The 18,643-nt window shown below is 46.4% G+C and carries 26 protein-coding genes; 14 read left to right on the forward strand and 12 right to left on the reverse strand.

What is annotated here, in order from left to right; translation table 11 throughout:
- Positions 1 to 59: 59 nt before the first annotated feature.
- The 3 genes from AY633_RS06765 to AY633_RS06775 all read right to left on the reverse strand — a co-directional run bounded on the left by AY633_RS06765 (position 60) and on the right by AY633_RS06775 (position 3,052).
- Entirely contained in the window at positions 60 to 902 is an 843-nt protein-coding gene (locus AY633_RS06765) for an ABC transporter permease (RefSeq protein WP_068487566.1), read from the reverse strand.
- Positions 899 to 1,891, reverse strand: a complete 993-nt coding sequence (locus AY633_RS06770; RefSeq protein WP_068487567.1) for an ATP-binding cassette domain-containing protein — start codon at positions 1,889 to 1,891, stop codon at positions 899 to 901. The genes AY633_RS06765 and AY633_RS06770 overlap by 4 nt, the downstream gene beginning before the upstream one ends.
- A 177-nt stretch (positions 1,892 to 2,068) precedes the next feature.
- A complete protein-coding gene (locus tag AY633_RS06775) occupies positions 2,069 to 3,052 on the reverse strand; it encodes a ketoacyl-ACP synthase III (protein ID WP_068487568.1) in 984 nt (327 codons plus the stop codon).
- 373 nt (positions 3,053 to 3,425) lie between these two features.
- Between AY633_RS06775 and AY633_RS06780 the strand changes: the two genes are divergently transcribed.
- The 9 genes from AY633_RS06780 (at position 3,426) to AY633_RS06820 (ending at position 9,449) form a co-directional block, all read left to right on the forward strand.
- Complete coding sequence (locus AY633_RS06780; RefSeq protein WP_068487569.1) at positions 3,426 to 3,923, forward strand: hypothetical protein; 498 nt, start codon at positions 3,426 to 3,428, stop codon at positions 3,921 to 3,923.
- Positions 3,924 to 4,302: 379 nt separating this feature from the next.
- Entirely contained in the window at positions 4,303 to 4,503 is a 201-nt protein-coding gene (locus AY633_RS06785; protein ID WP_068487570.1) for a helix-turn-helix transcriptional regulator, read from the forward strand.
- 76 nt (positions 4,504 to 4,579) lie between these two features.
- The gene (locus AY633_RS06790) at positions 4,580 to 4,906 is read left to right on the forward strand and encodes a permease (protein WP_068487571.1); all 327 of its coding nucleotides are present in this window, start codon (positions 4,580 to 4,582) and stop codon (positions 4,904 to 4,906) included.
- A complete protein-coding gene (locus tag AY633_RS06795) occupies positions 4,906 to 5,133 on the forward strand; it encodes a hypothetical protein (RefSeq protein WP_068487572.1) in 228 nt (75 codons plus the stop codon). The genes AY633_RS06790 and AY633_RS06795 overlap by 1 nt, the downstream gene beginning before the upstream one ends.
- A gap of 96 nt (positions 5,134 to 5,229) precedes the next feature.
- Positions 5,230 to 6,093 (forward strand): MurR/RpiR family transcriptional regulator, encoded by an 864-nt coding sequence (locus AY633_RS06800; protein ID WP_068487573.1) that lies wholly within the window; start codon positions 5,230 to 5,232, stop codon positions 6,091 to 6,093.
- A gap of 177 nt (positions 6,094 to 6,270) precedes the next feature.
- The gene (locus AY633_RS06805) at positions 6,271 to 6,960 is read left to right on the forward strand and encodes an RraA family protein (RefSeq protein ID WP_068487574.1); all 690 of its coding nucleotides are present in this window, start codon (positions 6,271 to 6,273) and stop codon (positions 6,958 to 6,960) included.
- A 4-nt stretch (positions 6,961 to 6,964) separates the two neighbouring features.
- On the forward strand, positions 6,965 to 7,837 hold the full coding sequence (locus AY633_RS06810; RefSeq protein ID WP_068487575.1) for an NAD(P)-binding domain-containing protein: 873 nt from the start codon (positions 6,965 to 6,967) through the stop codon (positions 7,835 to 7,837).
- Between the two features lie 22 nt (positions 7,838 to 7,859).
- Positions 7,860 to 9,200: a TRAP transporter large permease subunit gene (locus tag AY633_RS06815; protein ID WP_068487576.1), complete on the forward strand. Its 1,341-nt coding sequence runs from the start codon at positions 7,860 to 7,862 to the stop codon at positions 9,198 to 9,200.
- 15 nt (positions 9,201 to 9,215) lie between these two features.
- Positions 9,216 to 9,449: a hypothetical protein gene (locus tag AY633_RS06820; protein ID WP_068487577.1), complete on the forward strand. Its 234-nt coding sequence runs from the start codon at positions 9,216 to 9,218 to the stop codon at positions 9,447 to 9,449.
- 47 nt (positions 9,450 to 9,496) lie between these two features.
- Here the strand turns inward: AY633_RS06820 and AY633_RS06825 are convergent, their stop codons facing one another.
- The gene (locus AY633_RS06825) at positions 9,497 to 9,694 is read right to left on the reverse strand and encodes a hypothetical protein (RefSeq protein ID WP_068487578.1); all 198 of its coding nucleotides are present in this window, start codon (positions 9,692 to 9,694) and stop codon (positions 9,497 to 9,499) included.
- Positions 9,695 to 9,723: 29 nt separating this feature from the next.
- On the reverse strand, positions 9,724 to 10,263 hold the full coding sequence (locus AY633_RS06830) for a 2'-5' RNA ligase family protein (protein WP_068487579.1): 540 nt from the start codon (positions 10,261 to 10,263) through the stop codon (positions 9,724 to 9,726).
- Positions 10,264 to 10,478: 215 nt separating this feature from the next.
- On the opposite strand from AY633_RS06830, the gene AY633_RS06835 reads away from it, so the two are divergent.
- The 4 genes from AY633_RS06835 (at position 10,479) to AY633_RS06850 (ending at position 13,297) form a co-directional block, all read left to right on the forward strand.
- Complete coding sequence (locus AY633_RS06835) at positions 10,479 to 10,934, forward strand: MarR family winged helix-turn-helix transcriptional regulator (RefSeq protein WP_068487580.1); 456 nt, start codon at positions 10,479 to 10,481, stop codon at positions 10,932 to 10,934.
- A complete protein-coding gene (locus AY633_RS06840; protein WP_068487581.1) occupies positions 10,931 to 11,725 on the forward strand; it encodes an SDR family NAD(P)-dependent oxidoreductase in 795 nt (264 codons plus the stop codon). The genes AY633_RS06835 and AY633_RS06840 overlap by 4 nt, the downstream gene beginning before the upstream one ends.
- 39 nt (positions 11,726 to 11,764) lie before the next feature.
- A complete protein-coding gene (locus tag AY633_RS06845) occupies positions 11,765 to 12,139 on the forward strand; it encodes a hypothetical protein (RefSeq protein WP_068487582.1) in 375 nt (124 codons plus the stop codon).
- A gap of 288 nt (positions 12,140 to 12,427) precedes the next feature.
- The gene (locus AY633_RS06850) at positions 12,428 to 13,297 is read left to right on the forward strand and encodes a cation diffusion facilitator family transporter (RefSeq protein ID WP_068487583.1); all 870 of its coding nucleotides are present in this window, start codon (positions 12,428 to 12,430) and stop codon (positions 13,295 to 13,297) included.
- A gap of 45 nt (positions 13,298 to 13,342) precedes the next feature.
- Here AY633_RS06850 and AY633_RS06855 read toward each other — a convergent pair whose 3' ends face one another.
- The 7 genes from AY633_RS06855 to AY633_RS06885 form a co-directional block, all read right to left on the reverse strand.
- Positions 13,343 to 13,900, reverse strand: a complete 558-nt coding sequence (locus AY633_RS06855) for a GNAT family N-acetyltransferase (RefSeq protein WP_068487584.1) — start codon at positions 13,898 to 13,900, stop codon at positions 13,343 to 13,345.
- Positions 13,901 to 13,965: 65 nt separating this feature from the next.
- Positions 13,966 to 14,787, reverse strand: a complete 822-nt coding sequence (locus tag AY633_RS06860) for an aminoglycoside adenylyltransferase domain-containing protein (protein WP_068487585.1) — start codon at positions 14,785 to 14,787, stop codon at positions 13,966 to 13,968.
- A 25-nt stretch (positions 14,788 to 14,812) separates the two neighbouring features.
- Positions 14,813 to 15,259, reverse strand: coding sequence for a GNAT family N-acetyltransferase (locus tag AY633_RS06865; RefSeq protein WP_068487586.1), 447 nt, complete (start codon positions 15,257 to 15,259; stop codon positions 14,813 to 14,815).
- Positions 15,252 to 15,722: a GNAT family N-acetyltransferase gene (locus AY633_RS06870; RefSeq protein WP_068487587.1), complete on the reverse strand. Its 471-nt coding sequence runs from the start codon at positions 15,720 to 15,722 to the stop codon at positions 15,252 to 15,254. Before AY633_RS06870 ends, AY633_RS06865 begins: the two co-directional genes overlap by 8 nt.
- 29 nt (positions 15,723 to 15,751) lie before the next feature.
- Positions 15,752 to 16,246 (reverse strand): GNAT family N-acetyltransferase, encoded by a 495-nt coding sequence (locus tag AY633_RS06875; RefSeq protein ID WP_068487588.1) that lies wholly within the window; start codon positions 16,244 to 16,246, stop codon positions 15,752 to 15,754.
- A 55-nt stretch (positions 16,247 to 16,301) separates the two neighbouring features.
- Entirely contained in the window at positions 16,302 to 17,009 is a 708-nt protein-coding gene (locus AY633_RS06880; protein WP_068487589.1) for a class I SAM-dependent methyltransferase, read from the reverse strand.
- Positions 17,010 to 17,148: 139 nt separating this feature from the next.
- Positions 17,149 to 17,583 (reverse strand): Rrf2 family transcriptional regulator, encoded by a 435-nt coding sequence (locus tag AY633_RS06885; protein WP_068487590.1) that lies wholly within the window; start codon positions 17,581 to 17,583, stop codon positions 17,149 to 17,151.
- Between the two features lie 187 nt (positions 17,584 to 17,770).
- On the opposite strand from AY633_RS06885, the gene AY633_RS06890 reads away from it, so the two are divergent.
- A complete protein-coding gene (locus AY633_RS06890) occupies positions 17,771 to 18,628 on the forward strand; it encodes an SDR family oxidoreductase (RefSeq protein ID WP_068487591.1) in 858 nt (285 codons plus the stop codon).
- The last annotated feature ends 15 nt before the right edge of the window (positions 18,629 to 18,643 follow it).

An 18,643-nucleotide genomic window follows, 5' to 3' on the forward strand; every position in this document is an offset into this window, starting at 1 on the left:
TAGTTATCTGCACAAAAAAAGAAGACCTGCTTGTGCAGATCCTCCGATTAAGCTCGAGCTTACTCTTTTCTCCGGTATAGATACATGGTCAGCGGCGCGAAAATTACCACAAAAATCGCGGATACAACAACGACCCAACCGACCTGTTCCCACGTGCCGTTGCCGTGCATCAAGCCGCGCACCGCTGTAGCGAGAATGGAGATCGGATTGATGTTGACGAAGCCTTGCAGCCAAGACGGCAAAGTCGACGGATCAACGAAGACATTGCTGACAAAAGTCAGCGGAAACACCACCAAAAAACTGACCATCATCAAAGACTTTTCCGAACGCATGATGATGCCCGCGGCTGTCCAAATCCAAGAGAAGCTAAACGAAAACAATAAAATGACCAACACTGCACCCACAACACCGAGCGCGCCGCCTTCTGGGCGAAATCCGAGGATCAGCCCAAGGCCAATCATAATCGCGGATGCCAGCGAGTAGCGAATGACATCGACAAGCAAAGCCCCAATCAAAGCGGAAGGCAGCCAAATCGGCAAGGTGCGAAAGCGGTCGAAGATGCCTTTTCGGATATCGTTATTCAAATCGATGCCGGTGTACATCGTAATTTGCGAGACCGTCATGACCAAAATACCCGGCAAAAGAAACTGCAAATATTCACCGGTAGACCCGGCGATTGCGCCGCCAAATAGATAAGTGAACATCAATAAAAAAATAATCGGAAACACCGTAACGTCAAACATCTGCTCCGGCACGTGCTTGATCCTAAGCAGCGCTCGGTGGGCAAAGGCCATCGTCGACGCCATCGCGCTCGGCGGATCCGGCCGTTTGCCGCCCGCAACGGCCTTTAATGGGTGCACTTCTTGATACTCCGTATGGTCTTGATCGATCTGCACGCTCATGAGTGTTCCTCCTCAGTCGGTTGATCGCTGGCGGATTGTCCGGTCAATGTCAAAAATACTTCATCCAAGCTTGGCCGTCCGAGCGCAAAATCGCTGATGCCAATTTTTTCTTTGCCTAGTTCCCCAAGCGCTTCTGCCACGATGGAAGAATCTTTCGCCTGGGCGCTCAAGGTCACGCCGTCGGTAGAGACATGAACCGCCGCACCGAGTTTTTGCTCAATAATGGATGCCGCTTTAGACTGGTCCGTCGCCTCCAGCAGCTGCACAGTCAATGTGCCTGTCCCGACCGATGCTTTTAATTCGCTGCTCGTGCCTTCTGCGATGATTTTCCCATGGTTGATGACCGCAATCCGGTCCGCTAACTGGTCTGCTTCCTCCAAATTCTGAGTCGTCAACAGTACCGTCGTCCCTGTCCCCACGAGCGCGCGTACAATCTCCCATACCTGGTTGCGGCTTCTTGGATCCAGTCCCGTTGTCGGTTCATCAAGAAACAGCAAGTCCGGCGTGACGACGATGCTTGCGGCAATATCAATGCGTCGCCTCATGCCGCCTGAATACTTTTTCACTTGGCGTTTTGCTGCTTGTTCCAAGCCGAATGCCAATAGCAATTCCGATGCCCGCTGCTTTGCTTCTTTGGTCGTATAGCCCATGAGTCTAGATATCAGTACCAAATTCTCAATACCGGTCAGATCTTCGTCGATCGAGGCATACTGGCCGGTCAAACTAATACGGCTTTTGATCGCAGCACTTTCTGTTTTCAAATCATGGCCAAAAATTGAGGCACTTCCATCGTCCGGCTGAATCAAGGTCGACAGCATGCGGATCGTCGTTGTTTTCCCCGCTCCGTTTGGCCCGAGAAAGCCGTACACCGTGCCTCTTGGAATCACCAAATCCACGCCATCTACCGCCCGTTCTTTGCCGTACACTTTCACCAGTCCTGTCGCTTCTACAGCTAAGCCGTTCGCCTGCTCCCATTTTCTTGTTTCCATGCTCCTCACCTTTTCTTTGAAGGATACATTCATGTAACGATGGCTTTATTATAAACTAATTAACTGAATATTCACTCTTATAATTCTATTATAGAACAAACGTTCTTATTAATCCACTATTATTTTTGCCCAATAGAAAAACTCCTGCAAAAAAGCAGGAGTTCAACTCTATCACTATTAAATCGACCATTTCACCAGCATACCAGCGTGTGTCAAACCGCCGCCAAATCCATACAGCAGCAATTGGTCGCCTGCTTTGATGCGGCCGTCTTTCACCCCTTGTGCAAGCGACAAGGGAATTGAGCCAGCAGAGGTGTTGCCGTAATATTCGAGTGAATAGATGGTGTTATCGAGCGATAAGCCGCTTCTCGTGCAAATCGATTCGATGATTCGCAAATTGGCGCTATGCGGCACGAACCAGTCCACTTCGCCAGGCGTTACGCCAGCTTTGTCCATCAAGGCATTGACTCCTTTTGGCACCGTGTTGACCGCCCATTTATACACTTCACGGCCATTTTGCCAAACGACGTTGCGGGCAGTCAACTCTTCGCCGAACATCTCGCCGGCCAAGTCTGTGCAATACAGGTTATTCGCCAAAGCGCCGTTTGTTCCCATATGTGATTCGATAAAGCTCGGATTGTCTGCGTCGTGTTCGACCAGCACTGCCCCGCCGCCGTCACCGAATAAGATGCACGTCGAGCGGTCGGTATAATCGAGGATCTTCGAGAACGTTTCCGCGCCGATCACCAAAATTTTCTTGTGCAATCCGGAGGTGATCAAGCCGTTCGCCACCTGCAGCCCGTAAGAAAACCCTGCACAAGCCGCATTCAAATCGATCGCTCCTGCGTTCGGGATGTTCAGTTTCGCCTGGACCATTGCGGCCACGCTTGGTGTCTTGAAATCGGGCGTCATGGTGCAGGCAATGATCATGTCGACATCCTCATAGGTTTTTTCATAGCGTTGTGCCAAATCTTGTACCGCTTTCACACCTATATCACTCGTAAATTCGTGTTCTCCCGCAATGCGGCGCTCTCGGATGCCGGTGCGCTGGAGAATCCACTCATCATTTGTATCAACCAATTGTTCCAGGTCCAAGTTCGTCAGCCTCTTCTCGGGTACATACGATCCGATGGCCGTGATTCGTGCTGCTGATTTGCTCATTCATACACCCCTTTAACTTACTCACCTCATTTTAGCACCTAACATTAGGATTAGGTACCAATAAATCCGAGAAGGGCATAAATACTTTTATCTGTATAATATTTTTATTTGCATTCCACTCTATAAGGCGGATGCCACATAGGTAATACGAAACCCCTTAGCTCAGCTTTCCTCTCGTTCAGATAAATTCATCGACATTACGGCAGATTTTTTATGGCAGCGGAAAAATTTACAACGATATAGAAATCCATAAAGCTATAAAATGAATAATAAATTTTCGAAGGAGTTCTTTAGAAAGCAGCTGAGACTCGCCCTTCAAAATCGATCTATGAAATAATAGCGAAAAGAGAACTTATTCGCAGGAGGCGTTGGAATGAAACGAAACCGAACCGCAAAGAATACGGAATTCCGCAAGCTTGCGGCCAAAACTTTGCGCAGCCAACAGCGTTTCATGAGCCTATTATTTTCGCCTTATAGCCCGGATATCGAAGCCGAGCCAATTGAGCTGAAGAAAATGCATACCAACTTGAAGCTAGTCTTCGATACCGCTCGAGGTGAATTGCCGCAGCGAACAGAAAACCTCTCCCATTTGCAACAAGTATTTCTCGCTGCCGAACAGCTTGGATTCCTGCTTGAGAACGCGGCGCAAAAAGACCGACTCGCCTTGTCACCCGCGCAACTCGGACAGCTTTACTTGTTCTTTGAAATGATGGCAAATGCGATAGAGGGCAACTGGCCATTTGCCGAGCATGTGATTCCAGAAATTCCAGGATTCCCGGAAGTTGAACAAGAACTCGCTGCTCTTCAGGAAACAATTCGCATGAGCACACGCGAGCCTAAACTAACTGAACAAGACGAAGCCATGGAATAGGCTTCGTCTTGTTCAGTTATCGAGAAAGTTAAAAAGTCGTATTTTCCGAAGCTTATCGCTCGCTTTCCGTGGGCTCGCGCCCAAGCCTCCTCAGTCGCTACGCGCCTTCCGGGGTCTCGGTCGTCTCGCTGTTCCACAGGAGTCGAGCGAACACTTCTCCAAATACTTAGAGAGATTACGAATTGTGGAAAATAGAAAAAGACACTCTTTTTCGTAGTTGAGAACAAACCATAGACTTCTTCAACACTCCGAAAAGACGAAGCCTTGGAATAGGCTTCGTCTTTTTTCTATCAATTTTAAAGACCAATATGTAAAGCTGACTTGACACGCTACAACCCTTCCACGTAGCATAGAATCATACCTATAAGGATGTGATGGCGTGGACAATAGATTAAAGGAATTGCGGGAAGCACACGGGTATTCCCAAGACCAACTCGCCAAACAATTAGGCGTATCCAGACAGACCATCATTTCAATCGAAAAAGGGCGCTATAACCCGTCCCTCCCCCTCGCCTTGCAGATGGGCCGACTATTCAACACCCACGTGGAGAACATCTTCTTTTTAAAAGACGGCTCGTGAATTTTTGAATCGATAAGGAGGAATTGCTATCAGCTACCGCATCGCATTTTCAGCACTAGGCTCAGTATTTTTTCTGATGGGCGGATTTTTGCTCCTCGCTGCATTTATGGCCAATAGCGCTCCACTACCGGCGACCTATATCATCCTCTCCATGGCTGTCATGACTTTTTGTTTAAGTTACTTGTATCCACAATTTGCCCAAAAAGATGAACGGATGCAGCTAATCCGACAGAAAGGCATGTTCTTTACCTTTTTTGCTTTTTTGTTTTATTCTTTCGCCCTCAATTCATTGCTTGAATTTAACATCATCCACTTAACCGCCAGTGACGCGATCACTATTCTAAGCGCATTGATGATTAGCACTTTGTTTTCACCCTGGGTTTTCTTAGCGAGGCGTTATTGATGAAAAAAGGAATTGTATTGTTGAAAATTTTGCTGGCTATCGCTGCGGCATGCAGCATTTCACTGGGAATTTATTTGTACTTGCACGCAAATGACGGGACATCTGACCATTTATGGCCCCTAGCACTGACATTGAACGCTTTTATCACCATTATCTTGCTGCTCCTCTTTACGCTGGAGAAACGCATGAGCGAATCTAAGCGTTTGGATAATACTCACCGGAAGTGAATATATGCATCACCCTTCACTTTAGTTAAAACATGTATAGTACACTGAATAAAAGTGAAAACGAATCAGCTGTGCTTGAAAAGGAGCGGATTAGGGATGGATCCTTTAACGTCGATCAAAGAAAACTTGTCGAAACTGACGGCTGGCCAACGTACGATTGCGGATTATATTATGAAAAACTCTTCAGAAGCCGCTTTTCTAACCGTATACGAATTGGCACAGCGTGTGAATACCAGTACCACCACCATTATGCGACTGACCGCAAATCTTGGGTACAGCGGCTATAGCGAGTTTCAAAAAGGCTTGCAGCAACGATTGCGGGATCAAACTGCTCCGCAGAACCGGCTGAAATTGAACCTCGAAAGTCCCACTGAAGGCGACTTGTGGGAAAATACCATTGCTCATCACTTGCATCTTATCCGCACCTTGGCCGAACAATTGCCGAAGGCGCAACTTGATGCAGCGGTCCAAAAGATCGTCTCCGCACGCCACATCTACTGCACGAGCGTTCGCAGCGGGCTTCCGGTCGGGCAATACCTGAGCAATGGCTTGAACCGGACATCCGGCAACGCCAAGCTTGTCATTGCCGATACGAGCGATTGGGTTGATGAAGTCATCACCATGAATGAAGGTGATTTGATCATTGCTACCAGTTTTCCGCGCTATGCCAAGCGCATCATCGACTTTGTCAAAGCCGCGAAATTGCGGAATGTGCAAATCGTGGCCATCACCGATAGTTTTTCTTCACCTATTGTCGAGTTTGCGGATCTCACGCTTATCTGCGAATCGGATAGCCTCGCTTTTCATAACTCGCCCATCTCAGCGATGGTTGTCGCCGACTATTTGATCAACGCAACTGCCATTACCCAATCCGAGAAAACGAAAGAGCGATTGGACCTCATCAACGATGTGCTAACCGGCATGGATTATCATTACAACAACTCATCGAAAGATTCCTGACACCGTCTTCGGGCAGCCTCCTAAACTTTTCAGAAGATCTCATTCGTCTTCTGAAAAGTTTTTTTATTTTGTCTTTTACTCGATGAAAGGGTTTACATAGTAAAGATCAATTGGTATAGTAATGAAAATTACTTTTACTTAATTTTAAGTAATAAATATTACAAAGGTGGTTTTCACATGACCAAATCTTCCCCGGGAACAGATTCGCAGTTGATTGAACAGATGCGCACAATAAGTTCTTCCATCTTCGCTGATGTGATGGAGACGAACAATACGATGGACTATCGGGTAAAGCCGGTGAATTACAAACAGCCGCTGGTTGGGCGGGCACGGACCGTATCCCTTCCAACAGGCGACAATTTGTTTTTGCATCACGCAATTTACGAAGTGGAGGCAGGCGACATTATCGTAGTCGATGGACAAGACCATAAAGGCTCTGCTTACTTAGGGGAGTTGATGGCTGGGGCTGCGGAAGCATTGGGAATTCAGGGAATCATTATCGACGGCCTGGTACGCGACAAAAAAGAACTTGAGCAATTGGATATTCAAATCTATGCAAAAGGTTTCATGTCGACAGGCCCCAAAAAAGAAGGACCTGGCTCGTTCGATCAAGATATCGCATGTGCAAGCGCATTCGTTTCTTCGGGCGACTATATTGTAGGGGATGAAGACGGAGTAGTAGTGATCCCTCATGAACTAGCTTCCGGGATTATTGAAAAAGCAAAACAGAAATTGGCTTACGAACAAAACCGCCTCGACATCATCCAGCAATACAAGCAACACTCCGGCACAAAGCAAAAATCCGCGATCGCCCCGAGCTGGCTGGAAGGTAAATTAAAAAAATACGGCATACCGGAAAGGGATTGAGTATATGAAAATAGGGTTTATCGGCTTTGGTGAAGTAGGATACGAGATGGCTAAAGGATTCCGCAATCTTGAGAGCGAACTCCAACTTTTCGCTTTCGATCAACAGCACAAAGACCCCGGCATGGTTCAGCGAGCTGAGGAAGCCCGCGTGACTTTGCTCGATAGCCCTTTGAAAGTGGCTGAGCAAAACTTGGTAATTCTCTTTGTCGCAGTTCCTGCGCAGTATGCAGAGAGTGCATGGGATTCTGTTTTCCCAGCAGTAAATAACGAGACGCTGTATGTGGATTTGACGACCGCTTCCGCTAACATTAAACAGCAAATCAGCGAGCGATTGGCATCCACACAAAGCCGGTTTGTAGACGCCGCGATTATGGGGCCTTTAAAAGGCAACCAGCATAAAGTGCCGATGATTGTCAGCGGCCCCGCTGCACAAGCATTCATCCGCCAGGGAAAAAATTTGGAAATGAACTTGGACTTCGTCAGTGAAGGCGCCGGCGATGCTACAAACATTAAATTCATCCGCAGCATCTTCACTAAAGGGCTTTCCACCCTTCTTCATGAAGTAATGGAAGTAGCGGAGAAATTAGATCTCGATGAGACGATTACTGCGTCGATCACTAACACGATCGACAAGGAGCCGTTCGAAAATGTGATCAATCGCCTTATCACCGGCAACGTGCTCCACGCAGAGCGGCGCGTCAAAGAGATGGACAATGTGCTTGAATTTCTGAATGAGAATGAAGTGGACACCTTGATGACCAAAGCCACGCGCGACAAATTGCAATTGCTCACGGATTCGAAACTCAAAGAGCAATTCGATGGAGAAGCGCCTCAAACCTGGAAACAAGTCATGGAGAAAATCAATCATTCCGATTGAGACATAGAAGGGAGATCGCATAATGGGAATTATTGCACTCGTTATTTTTGTAAGCGTTTTAGTTTTCTGGAGCGTAAAACTGAAAAGGAATTTGGGCGAAGCAGCTTTGATTGGTTTTTTGGCCATCATCCCACTTGGCGGATCTCAAGCCTTTGCCCTGTTCATGCAAGGCATCGAGTTCGCTTCGACATTTTCAGTACTTTACGCAGCTATCGCTTTTGTGTTCATGGCATATGTAATCGACAAATTCGGTATCGTTGAGCGCCTATTGGCCATTTTGAACTCGCTGGTCGGCCGACTGCCAGGGGCTCCTGCTCTCATGGATGCTGTCGGTTCTTCCGTGATGGGCACTTTGTCCGGCGGGGATTCCGGCAACACAGCTGCCACAGGCTCCATTACAGGACCTTGGATGCTACGCAATAATTGGAACAAAGAAATTGCCGCCTCGGTCATGGTCGGGAATGGCGGAATGGCGTCTGCCCTTCCTCCTACTTCTTCCATGTTCATCATTTTGGGATTTGCTCCAGTCGCGGCAGCCATTACGACCGGTGAATTTTTCATCGCCTTATTGATTGCGGGCGCCTATCAGTTTTTGCACCGATTGATAATGATTGGTTACTTTGTTAAGAAACAAAACATTAAAGCATTCCCGCCGGATTCGCTTAGCCCGTTAAGCGTTTCATTGAAAGATGGCTGGACTTCCATTTTGATTTACTTAGGAGCTATCATCCCGTTGGTGTTGACGATTGGGCCGATCAGCGAATTTATTATGAATATCCCTTCACTCGGCGAGGAAGCGCTCGATAGTATTGACATCGTCATCTGGATTCCGACATTGATGATCGCAATTGCTTTCTTATTAGCCGGCAAATCTGCTCCACGCTCTTTATCGGAGATCTCTGCTTTTATCCAAAAATCAATTCCGCGCTTTACCGTAATTGGCGCACTCATATTTTTCGCCGTGGCGTCCAGTGAAGTTCTCACGTCACTCGGCCTGTCCGACAATATTGCATATATGATGAGTTCTGTTGACACTCCAGCTTGGTTGACGCTTCTACTGGTCGGGCTCGGCATCACTGCCATTGCCGGCCCATTGACTTCAACGGGCACATTGACCGCAGTCGGGCTGGTCTCCTATGAAATCCTGGCTGCATCTGGCTTCTCACCGATTATTTCGGCGGTAGCCGTTATGACGTTCGCTTCCACTTCAGCCCAAATGCCGCCAGCTTCTGGATCTATCTATATTGCTTCCGGCATTGTCGGGGCACGGCCGGAAAAAACCTTCGTCATGCTGATTTTGTACTACGCCTGCCCTGTGGTGTTGATCGGTTGGCTCATTGGCATGGGCATTCTACCAATATAAGGAGGTTGAATAATAATGCAAAAAGTATTGGAACGGCTTTTCACAATCTGCTTATTGCTGTCGATTTCATTGGGGCTCATCATGGTATTAAGCCAATTAGTGGGCCTTGCGATCGGCAACGGAGAGTTTGTCATCAAAATTGGTGAAATGTTGAAGCAGCCGACGATTGTATTGGCAGCGATTTTCTCGGCTTTCGCTTTTATCTTGGGGTATTTCCCTAAATACCGTGAAGCTGCGAATAAAGAATAGGATTTACAAAAGGCCCCGCTGCTTGTTTGCCGCGGGGCCTTTCTTTATCATTTAGCCGAATTCTGTTCCAGGCGAGCTTGCTTCAAATCCGAGATACCAATCAATGGGCAAATGATGACACCTGCCGCCATGATCCATGTCAGCACCCCATTGTCTCCCCATGAACTGATAAGTCCTATTAGGCAACTAAAGGCGATGATGAAGGCTCGGTATTTTTCGGTTGCCGCCACATATGATTTGAACATGCTTGTTTCAGTCCCCTGTCATTTTTAGCTTAGCTCTTATGCGAGCCTAATGGAATGTCTACGTATTTCCGATATCGGCCATTGCCGTTTTCCTGATAGATCCGGATAGACTCAAGCTCAAACTGGCAAATATCGAGCTCTTCACTCGCAAGCTGCGCCATCTCTTTTAGCTGTTGTACTGACAATCCGTAACTCGTTTTTGCCAGCGTCAAATGTGGAACGAATCGATCCAGTTCAAAATACTGCGAGATCATTTCCTCAGATGGTTTAATTGCCTTAACAAGCCGTTCGTGCAGTTTCTTAATCTCTGACGAATCGACCTCTAAGTACAGAACATCTTCCCCGAAAAACGCAGTATTGCCAATAGCCACTTCGAACGGTTCTATTTTCCGGCAGGCTTGTCGCACATCTTCAAACCAGCTCTCATCAGGTGTTAAGCCCCCTTGCGCTTTTAAGGTAATATGCGGTTCCACCGCTTTCTCAACCTGGCCATTTAGCCAGCTCTTTCTAAACCGGCTCACTCTATTTGAAAAACTTTTAGGTGGTGAAATTCCAATAAAATACTGCATTCCCTTCTCCCCTTTTGTAAATTGCTGTGAATACACGTGGATTTCGTTCTTTTCATATTAACATTAATTCCCATCAAATTGGATTTCCTATAAATTTTTCGGTGCACGAGTATCAACTTGCAATCTCCGTAAGCTTAACTGTTTAGTATTAAATAGTTTAGTGTTAAAGTATATTCGTATGAATGAATTCTTTGATTAATAGGAGTGTACAAATTATGGATACAGATAATCTTTTTAAACTGATCCACACCGTTGAAGCCGTGACGAATGAATCCATTGTTGTGTGGAATGATGCCTTTCCGCATAATGTCGGGGTTTCCCCTATTCTCGTGCTCGGCGAACTCGAGCGAAACGGCGCGCAAAACCAGATGAAGCTTGCAGAACTGCTCGGGTTTACGGGTGGGGCGATGACCAATATCGCGAGCAAGCTGGTAAAAATGGGATTAGCCGTGCGACGGTCCAACGACCAGGATCGCCGGCAAGTGCTGCTTGAAATCACACCAGAAGGTTCAAAGGTGTTGAAAAAAGCACAAGCGCTTGGCCAAAAACAGCATATGGAGCTGTTCGAAGTGCTAGATGAGGACGAAATCGCCCAGTATTTAGCGCTCAATGAAAAAATCTTAAACGGCTTGAAAGCCAAACGAACAAACAGAGAGAAGGAATCCAAATGAATCGAGTTCAAGGCAAAGTCGCATTGGTCACTGGAGGCGCATCGGGTATCGGACTGTCTGCCGCTACGTTATTGGCACAAGAAGGCGCGAGCGTCGTCATTGCGGATTATAACGTAAAAGGTGCTAAACAGGCCGCGGCGTCTCTCCAAAAACAAGGACTCGAAGCGATGGGTGTGTTCCTCGATGCTGCACAAGAACAATCGATCCAGGATGCGGTCGATTTCACCGTTGAGCAGTACGGTAGCCTGCAAGTCTTGTTCAATAATGTCGGCCTCACCAATCTGCAAAAAGACTTGGATGTACTCCATATCGATTTGGATGAATGGGATCGCCTTATGAATGTCAATGTTAAAAGCGTATTGCTCGGCAGTCGCTTCGCCATTCCCCACATGATCGAAGCGGGTGGTGGCTCGATCATCAACACCGCGTCAATGGCCGGCTTCACAGGAGATGCGATCCGCTCGGCATACGGCGCATCCAAAGCCGCGGTCGTCAACTTGACGCGCTATATCGCCACCCAATATGGCAAGGACAACATCCGCTGCAACGGCGTCGCGCCGGGCCTGATTTTGACGCCTGCTGCAAAAAACAATTTGTCGCCGGATGTGCTGGCGATTTTCGAGAAATACAATGCCCTTCCTTATCACGGAGAGGCGGATGACATCGGCAACACTGTGCTGTTCCTCGCTTCCGATGAATCCAAATTCATCACTGGCCAAACGATCCAAGTGGAAGGCGGGCATTACATCGCCAATCCGACTGCGCCGGATTTCAGCAGCATGATCAGTTAATATTTTTCTTCTGACGAATTTGAAAGGAGGTTGAAACATATGCATAAACCATTGCTTACCTTATTGGCTTCTGCGGCTTTGCTCACTGCCTGCAGCGGAGAACAAGCGAACGCAGGCAATGAAGCCGCTTTAGAAAACGAACAATCGTTTACCGCTATCAAAGACGTGTCCCCCGAAAACGCCAAACTACAAGATTTGGAATCCTTGCCGGAGTTTACCGTGATCGACGAGGAAATCGGCAGCGATTCACTAGAAGCAGAATTCGTCTCTGACAATTCCGGTGACCGCGTACTACTATTGAATAAAGACGGAGATGAATTCAAAAGCATTTTCGTCAAAGAAACGAAACGCTTGAAGCTCATCGATATCGACGGTGAAGGCTTGATCTTCAACGACATACTCGACGTCCGCTAATCAAAACAGCGCCTGAAAGAAGAAATTCTTACTGGCGCTGTTTTTTAATGGCGAAATTGTTCCGTAATCAAGAGTCGATGTTTACAATCACTCCATTAGCCGATTCTCTGCTTCTGCCCCGCTTCCTGTATTTAAAACTTATATTGATCAAATATTCCTCCACTTTCCCTCCCGAAACTTTCTTTCCCGCACCCTTTTCAGTTGCTATACTGAAAAAACTTTGCCGTAGACACACACGATTTCGGGGTGGTATCCTACTCAAGGACTTGCGAGACGGAGGAATTTAACATGGAACAGGAACGCTTTGACAATCTGAAATTAGGCGAGCGGGGCGCGATGCTCAGCATTGCTACATATATTGTTTTATCCGTGATTAAATTATGGATCGGTTATCTAGCCGGATCGGAAGCATTACAGGCAGATGGATTGAACAATGTCACGGATATCGTGGCATCGACTGCTGTCTTGATCGGCTTGAAACTATCGCAAAAGCCGGCAGATGGCAACCACCCCTATGGGCACTGGCGGGCAGAGACCGTTGCTTCTTTGGTGGCCTCATTTATCATCGTGGCAGTTGGCCTGCAAGTCGTCTATTCGGCAGTCATCTCACTTTTCCAAGGAACCAGTGAAACGCCAGGCTTGCTTTCCGCTTGGACTGCCGGATTTTCCGCTCTTATTATGTATTTAGTATATAGATATAACAAAAAACTAGCTGAACGAATTAATAGTAAAGCCGTCGCGACGGCGGCCAAAGACAATTTATCCGATGCCTGGGTCAGCATCGCAGCAGTCGTCGGGATTATCGGCGCGCAGTTTTATCTGCAGTGGCTAGATCCCATCGCGGCGCTTCTTGTTGGCTTATTGATCATCAAAACCGGCTGGGGCATCTTTTGGGATGCGACTCACGAATTGACGGATGGTTTTGATGAAGAACTTATCAAATCGTTCAAAGAAACCGCGCTCGCTACACAAGGCGTTGAAGAAGTTCGTGAAATCCGCGCGAGAAATTATGGCAATCGCGCCGTCGTCGATGTGACCGTCCTCGTACCTGGTGATTTGGGCATCGCTGTCGCTCACGATATCTCCACTAAAGTGGAAGTCAAACTCATGAAACGCTACGATATTTCGGCTGTGCATGTCCATGTGGAGCCACATTGAAAACACCGGTCGCTGCCGGTGTTTTTTGTGCTTTAAAGATATGGATTAAGCATGTGCATCGGGGCCCTCAAGATAATTTTCAAAATCTGTTTTCCTAAAAACATGCAAAACACAAGCTTGCTTTTCCTTGTCTTCAAGCGCCTGATGCTCTTCAGGGAATTCAGCTTCCACATGTAAGCTGATAAACGGCAATTTTTTCTGCGCTTCTTGAGAACGGATATTGACCGTTCTAGCCCCTGCGAACACATACGACAACCCCAACTCTTCAAAAGCGATTTTTAATATGGCGACTTTAGACGCTTCGTTATACCCTTGCCCCCAATATTCGTGACCAATCCAAGTTCCGATATGGCAGGAGTTTTTCGCGTAATCGATATACATCAAATCAGTCAAGCCGACCAGCTGATTTTGTTCATTCAAAATCATACGCGGTACTCTCTTTCCTGATTTTTCTTCTTGTCTTACCGAGCGGCTAAAACGGATCGTATCTTCAAGTGTCCCATCCGGTAGTTCTAAAGCATCCTTTACAGCTGGAACGGAAGACAGTCGGAAAATTTCTTCGCAGTATTCGTCCTTGTGCGGTAATAATATTACGTTTTTCATTATTATCTCCCTCTAAAGTTTCGAATAGCTTAAAGTAACTACGCGTTTGGCGAAAGAATAGTCCACTATTCAAAAATCTCATTAATTAAATCGGTATTGATACACTCCACTTGTAGTCTTATATAATCCCTCGCTTCATTTAAATCCCTTTTTATAAAAGTACAGTCTATATTTTCTGACTCGTAAGCCTCTGCAATTCGTTCAATCAGGACCGTGAACTTCTTCGGCAAGTTTTTAATCCCCCAAACGCCAGCCTCTTCCTTCGAACAGATTTTGCCTTCTTTCAAATACCAATACACGCGAATCAAATTCAACAGACAATATACCGGCTTGTCATGAATTTTCCCCAAGCATTCTTTATAATCCTCCAGGATAGAAGCCAAGTAATCTTCATGGGGTACACTCGGGAAAATTTCATGAATCGGCTGGCCGGAGAGAACGATCCCACGATGGTGCGTGATTGTGAAATGTGCAGCCAAATCGACGTCGGTCTTTTCTTCATTGTTTAAATATAAAGCTGTCCCACTCCGTAATTCAACCTCATAGCGCGCACGCCAAAACTCACTGAAATGAAAATCGTAGGGTGTCGGGTAACTCCAGTTCTCAATTTGCGAAAGGGTAAGTGAGCTGATTTCGAGTGGAAACGGTTGGCTGGATCGCTCCAACAAAAAACGAACCAATTCCCGCTTTTGCTTATTGGATAAAGGCTGCGCGGTCACAATGATCAGGTCTATATCGCTATTATTCGGATTGAATCCTCCCATTGCTAAAGAACCGTGCAGGTACACCCCTATAGGTGTTCTATCCATAATAGCGACCATCTCGCTTATCGATTCGAATACAAAATCTTGTATTTCCTGCGGACAAGTTCCCCATTTATAACTCATCAGAACCCACCCCTTTTAAAAATATCTATCTAGCGTTACGCCTATACAAGCAATAGAACCGTTCGACCCCCGGATATTTCTCGCCTAAGTTGCTTACCGAGAATCCATATTTCCTGTAAAACTCCACTGCTTGTTGATCGGTCTCGGCGATTATTTGATGGAACGGATAGGACTGACAGATAAAATCGATCATTTCACTGCCAATATTCTGTCCTCTCATTTCTGGAGAGACAGCGATATGTTTAATTTCACACTGGGAGTCCTCTAGAAATTCAACGCCGATGCAAGCAAAGAACTCTTCACTCTTGGCTATTCCGTATAATTTTCGGTTTGGAAAAGATATGTACTTTTCGTACTCATAGGTCACTTTTTCAGGAGAAGCCGCATAGGATAGTAACTTTTGTAGAGAACACTCCAGTATGGCCGCATTGATTTCTGTTATGCACCTACCATGTACTCCTGAATCACCCATCCGTCTTCATCGCCATCTTCACAAACTCATACTGCCCGCCATTCGTCGCCTGCACGAAAGATTCCGTTTTCTTAAATCCAATTTTTTCGTATAACCTGATCGCTCGCTTATTGAACGCTGCTACCGATAAAGTGAAATGCTTCGGGCGGTACTTTGTTTCGGCAAACTGCAAACCAGCTATTAGGAATTCTTCGCCCGCGCCTTGGCCGGTCAGCTCTGGTTTCATCCCAAGCCCGAGTTCCACTGTATCCGGGTCCGGTCGTTGGAAATTATAAAACCCAATGATTTCATTGCGGTCGAGAACTACAAAATAACTGCCTTGTCGTTTTTCAGGATCCAGAAATTCTTCCAAATCTTCTGCATCTGCATCCATATCGTAAAAAGAATAGTCTCCTTGATAACGCCAAGTTTCTGCGATCACTTCTGCTTGTTCTTGTGTCATGGATTGAAACGTGTAATGCATCCACTCTTCACCCCGCAATTCCTGAATTTTTATGTCGACCAGTAAACCTTCCCTTCGCGCTCGCCTAAACTGCTGAAACCCGCTTTTTCCAGAACTCTAGCAGAAGCCGCATTGTTCGGGTCGCAGCTCGCAATAATCCGCTCGATGCCCTCCAAGCCAAGACCCCACTCAATAATCGCTTTAGCCATTTCCGTCGCATAGCCTTTGCCTTCATACGCAGGCACAATGCTATAGCCCAATTCAATTTCTTTAGGATTATCGGTGCTTCGCCGGAAGCCCATATCCCCGATGATGCACTGGTCTTGCTTATGAACAATGAGTCCTTCCCATTCGTTTTCTTCTGGGAAGTCGCGGTACCGCTGAGTTTTATAGGGCAGAATTTCTTTATACGTTTCGCTAGGGTAGCCAACAGCCACGGTGTAGCCTGTGACTTGTTCCAACTCTTCCCTTGTGGAAGTCGCAGCTTGCATCATTTCTGTCGTGAAAGTCATCAACTCTAACCTATCTGTATTGAGATGCGGCATTTTTTTATCCTCCTTCATTTTTCAAGATTTTATTCCAAGACAATGTCTTAGAATCTTATTGTTTAGTCGCTTTCACAATCAAAAAATTTGGTGCTTTCATCAGACGTTCATACCGTTTGGCATCCAGCTCTTTAAACTTTTGCGTCGGTTTCGGTTCGATGACCTGTTCTATTAAAAAGTGCTGAAGCGTTTTCGTTAAGATGTCGCCAAGCGGCCTTCTGAAAAACGGGACTTCGTAGACTTTCCCTTGCTTTTTCCACGTGTCTACGATCAATTCAGTAGAGAAGTATTCCATCTCACGTGACAGCTTAATATCGGTGAACGGGTGATGGACCGAGAACAGCAACTCGCCTCTAGGTTTTAAAATGCGCTGAAATTCTTTAAACGTGAGTTCCCAGTCTTCTATGTAATGAAGCGTCAAAGAGCTGACAACATAGTCAAAACTCTCCTCTTCAAAAGGCAGCCTAGAGGACAAATCCAAACACACGACATCTGCTTTATCTCCGATGCGCCTTTTGGCAGCCGCCACCATTTCCGGGCTCATATCCACAGCGGTCACCTGTGCTCCTCTGTCCATTAATTGCTTTGTGTACCAACCAGCTGCGCACCCGGCGTCCAATATTCTTTTTTCGCTCAAGCCCTCCGGCAGCTGAGCCAGCATGGCCGGCCTTTCGTACTCGCTATTATATAAATTTTTTGCGTCTATCGAATGCTCGTATGCGCCAGCAAGGTTGTTGAAGGTTTCTTTGATTCTATCTTTCATGAGTCTCTACTCCTTCATATTTCAAAGACTATTATACCAATAATTCCCACGAGCCATTCATAATAATTGAATTTTACATCATTTGAAATTCCCGTAAATTTCTTCTCGATAAAAAAAGACATCCACGTGGAATGTCTTTTCACTGAATATGTTCTTTCGCTTCAATATCTTTCACGATGTCTTCGAGCGTCAGGTTCTGAAATACTTTTTCCATCGCCGACTGGGCGGCCATGAAAATCGGCTCGATGGTGCTTTGGATGTTTTTGCCGACGACGCAATCGGGATGCGGCTTGTCGTGGATGCTGAACAATTCGTTTTCTTCCACTACGTTTACGGCCTTGTATATGTCGAAGAGCGTGATCTCAGATAATGCTCTTGAAAGTTTAGCGCCCGCCACTCCTGGCTGCACTTCGATCAACCCTGCTTTTTTCAGCATCCCCATGATTTTTCTGATGACTGCTGCATTGGTATTGACGCTTCCTGCGATAAATTCGGAAGAAGAGGCCGTTTCTTTATTCAAATCGATTAACGCCAGTATATGGATTCCGACGGCGAATCGGCTGCTGATAGACATGTCTAGCCCTCCATTGCTTATTTATGTTGAATTTCACATGATGTAATTGTTCCGGTTACAAGTAATTGTATCAAAGTTCGAGCTGAAAATGTATTAAATCCAACCTGTTGACAAGATGGTTACAAGTGAATAAACTAAACATGTAATCAATGCAGTTACAAGAACAAATGAACAGGAGGAATTATTGATGAAAATTTTGGTAACAGGAGCTACAGGAAAACTGGGCTCAAAAGTAGTGGCATCTTTATTGAAACAAGTACCTGCTAGCGATCTTGCAGTAAGCGTCCGCAATCCGCAAAAGGCGGAAGACCTGCGCGCTCAAGGCGTAGACGTTCGCCACGGTGATTTTGATGCCCCGGAAACATTGGATGAAGCTTTTCAAGGAATTGACCGCTTATTAATCATCTCAACTGATGGCGATACCGAAACGAGAATCCGTCAGCACGGAAATGCTGTACACGCCGCAGAACGTGCAGGCGTGAAATTTATCGCCTATACAAGTCTCGCCAATGCGACAGAAAGCCAGAACTTGATGGCTCCGCCACATGTAGCGACCGAAGCGGCCATCATCAAAACGGGCATCCCTTATGCCTTCCTCCGCAATAATTGGTATTTAGAAAATGAACTCGGCAGCATCCAAGCTGTAGAAGCAGGCGCGCCTTGGGTTACTTCAGCGGGAGAAGGAAAAGTCGGCTGGGCTTTGCAGCAGGATTACGCTGACGCAGCGGTCGCTGTATTGACTGGCAAGGGACATGAAAACAAAACTTACGAACTTTCAGGACCTTTGTTAACACAGGAGCAATTGGCTTCAGCACTTGGTGACGTATTGGATAAACCAGTTTCCGTGCAGCAAGTAAGCGACGAAGAATACGCAGAAGTCATGAAAGGTGCCGGTGTGCCGGACTTCGCCATTCCGATTGTCGTCGGCATCCAGGAAAGCATCCGCAACGGTTCGCTTGAAGTCGAAAACAGCGATTTTGAACAAGTGCTCGGCCGCCCACTGACACCGATCAATGATGGTCTCTCACAGCTGGTTTCAAAATAAAAAACTATACAAAAA

The organism is Planococcus maritimus, from assembly GCF_001592825.1.
Lineage (GTDB): Bacteria > Bacillota > Bacilli > Bacillales_A > Planococcaceae > Planococcus > Planococcus maritimus_C.

Excerpts from the sequence above, each read along its gene's own strand:
- AY633_RS06810 (WP_068487575.1), top strand. The coding sequence starts at position 6,965 with ATGAAAATAGGGTTTATCGGCTTTGGTGAAGTAGGATACGAGATGGCT.
- AY633_RS06875 (WP_068487588.1), bottom strand. The coding sequence starts at position 16,246 with ATGCCGCATCTCAATACAGATAGGTTAGAGTTGATGACTTTCACGACA.
- AY633_RS06820 (WP_068487577.1), top strand. The coding sequence starts at position 9,216 with ATGCAAAAAGTATTGGAACGGCTTTTCACAATCTGCTTATTGCTGTCG.
- AY633_RS06870 (WP_068487587.1), bottom strand. The coding sequence starts at position 15,722 with ATGCATTACACGTTTCAATCCATGACACAAGAACAAGCAGAAGTGATC.
- AY633_RS06845 (WP_068487582.1), top strand. The coding sequence starts at position 11,765 with ATGCATAAACCATTGCTTACCTTATTGGCTTCTGCGGCTTTGCTCACT.
- AY633_RS06790 (WP_068487571.1), top strand. The coding sequence starts at position 4,580 with ATGGGCGGATTTTTGCTCCTCGCTGCATTTATGGCCAATAGCGCTCCA.
- AY633_RS06885 (WP_068487590.1), bottom strand. The coding sequence starts at position 17,583 with ATGTCTATCAGCAGCCGATTCGCCGTCGGAATCCATATACTGGCGTTA.
- AY633_RS06835 (WP_068487580.1), top strand. The coding sequence starts at position 10,479 with ATGGATACAGATAATCTTTTTAAACTGATCCACACCGTTGAAGCCGTG.
- AY633_RS06795 (WP_068487572.1), top strand. The coding sequence starts at position 4,906 with ATGAAAAAAGGAATTGTATTGTTGAAAATTTTGCTGGCTATCGCTGCG.
- AY633_RS06800 (WP_068487573.1), top strand. The coding sequence starts at position 5,230 with ATGGATCCTTTAACGTCGATCAAAGAAAACTTGTCGAAACTGACGGCT.
- AY633_RS06765 (WP_068487566.1), bottom strand. The coding sequence starts at position 902 with ATGAGCGTGCAGATCGATCAAGACCATACGGAGTATCAAGAAGTGCAC.
- AY633_RS06880 (WP_068487589.1), bottom strand. The coding sequence starts at position 17,009 with ATGAAAGATAGAATCAAAGAAACCTTCAACAACCTTGCTGGCGCATAC.
- AY633_RS06830 (WP_068487579.1), bottom strand. The coding sequence starts at position 10,263 with ATGCAGTATTTTATTGGAATTTCACCACCTAAAAGTTTTTCAAATAGA.
- AY633_RS06840 (WP_068487581.1), top strand. The coding sequence starts at position 10,931 with ATGAATCGAGTTCAAGGCAAAGTCGCATTGGTCACTGGAGGCGCATCG.
- AY633_RS06805 (WP_068487574.1), top strand. The coding sequence starts at position 6,271 with ATGACCAAATCTTCCCCGGGAACAGATTCGCAGTTGATTGAACAGATG.
- AY633_RS06855 (WP_068487584.1), bottom strand. The coding sequence starts at position 13,900 with ATGAAAAACGTAATATTATTACCGCACAAGGACGAATACTGCGAAGAA.
- AY633_RS06775 (WP_068487568.1), bottom strand. The coding sequence starts at position 3,052 with ATGAGCAAATCAGCAGCACGAATCACGGCCATCGGATCGTATGTACCC.
- AY633_RS06850 (WP_068487583.1), top strand. The coding sequence starts at position 12,428 with ATGGAACAGGAACGCTTTGACAATCTGAAATTAGGCGAGCGGGGCGCG.
- AY633_RS06770 (WP_068487567.1), bottom strand. The coding sequence starts at position 1,891 with ATGGAAACAAGAAAATGGGAGCAGGCGAACGGCTTAGCTGTAGAAGCG.
- AY633_RS06815 (WP_068487576.1), top strand. The coding sequence starts at position 7,860 with ATGGGAATTATTGCACTCGTTATTTTTGTAAGCGTTTTAGTTTTCTGG.
- AY633_RS06780 (WP_068487569.1), top strand. The coding sequence starts at position 3,426 with ATGAAACGAAACCGAACCGCAAAGAATACGGAATTCCGCAAGCTTGCG.
- AY633_RS06890 (WP_068487591.1), top strand. The coding sequence starts at position 17,771 with ATGAAAATTTTGGTAACAGGAGCTACAGGAAAACTGGGCTCAAAAGTA.
- AY633_RS06825 (WP_068487578.1), bottom strand. The coding sequence starts at position 9,694 with ATGTTCAAATCATATGTGGCGGCAACCGAAAAATACCGAGCCTTCATC.
- AY633_RS06865 (WP_068487586.1), bottom strand. The coding sequence starts at position 15,259 with ATGGGTGATTCAGGAGTACATGGTAGGTGCATAACAGAAATCAATGCG.
- AY633_RS06860 (WP_068487585.1), bottom strand. The coding sequence starts at position 14,787 with ATGAGTTATAAATGGGGAACTTGTCCGCAGGAAATACAAGATTTTGTA.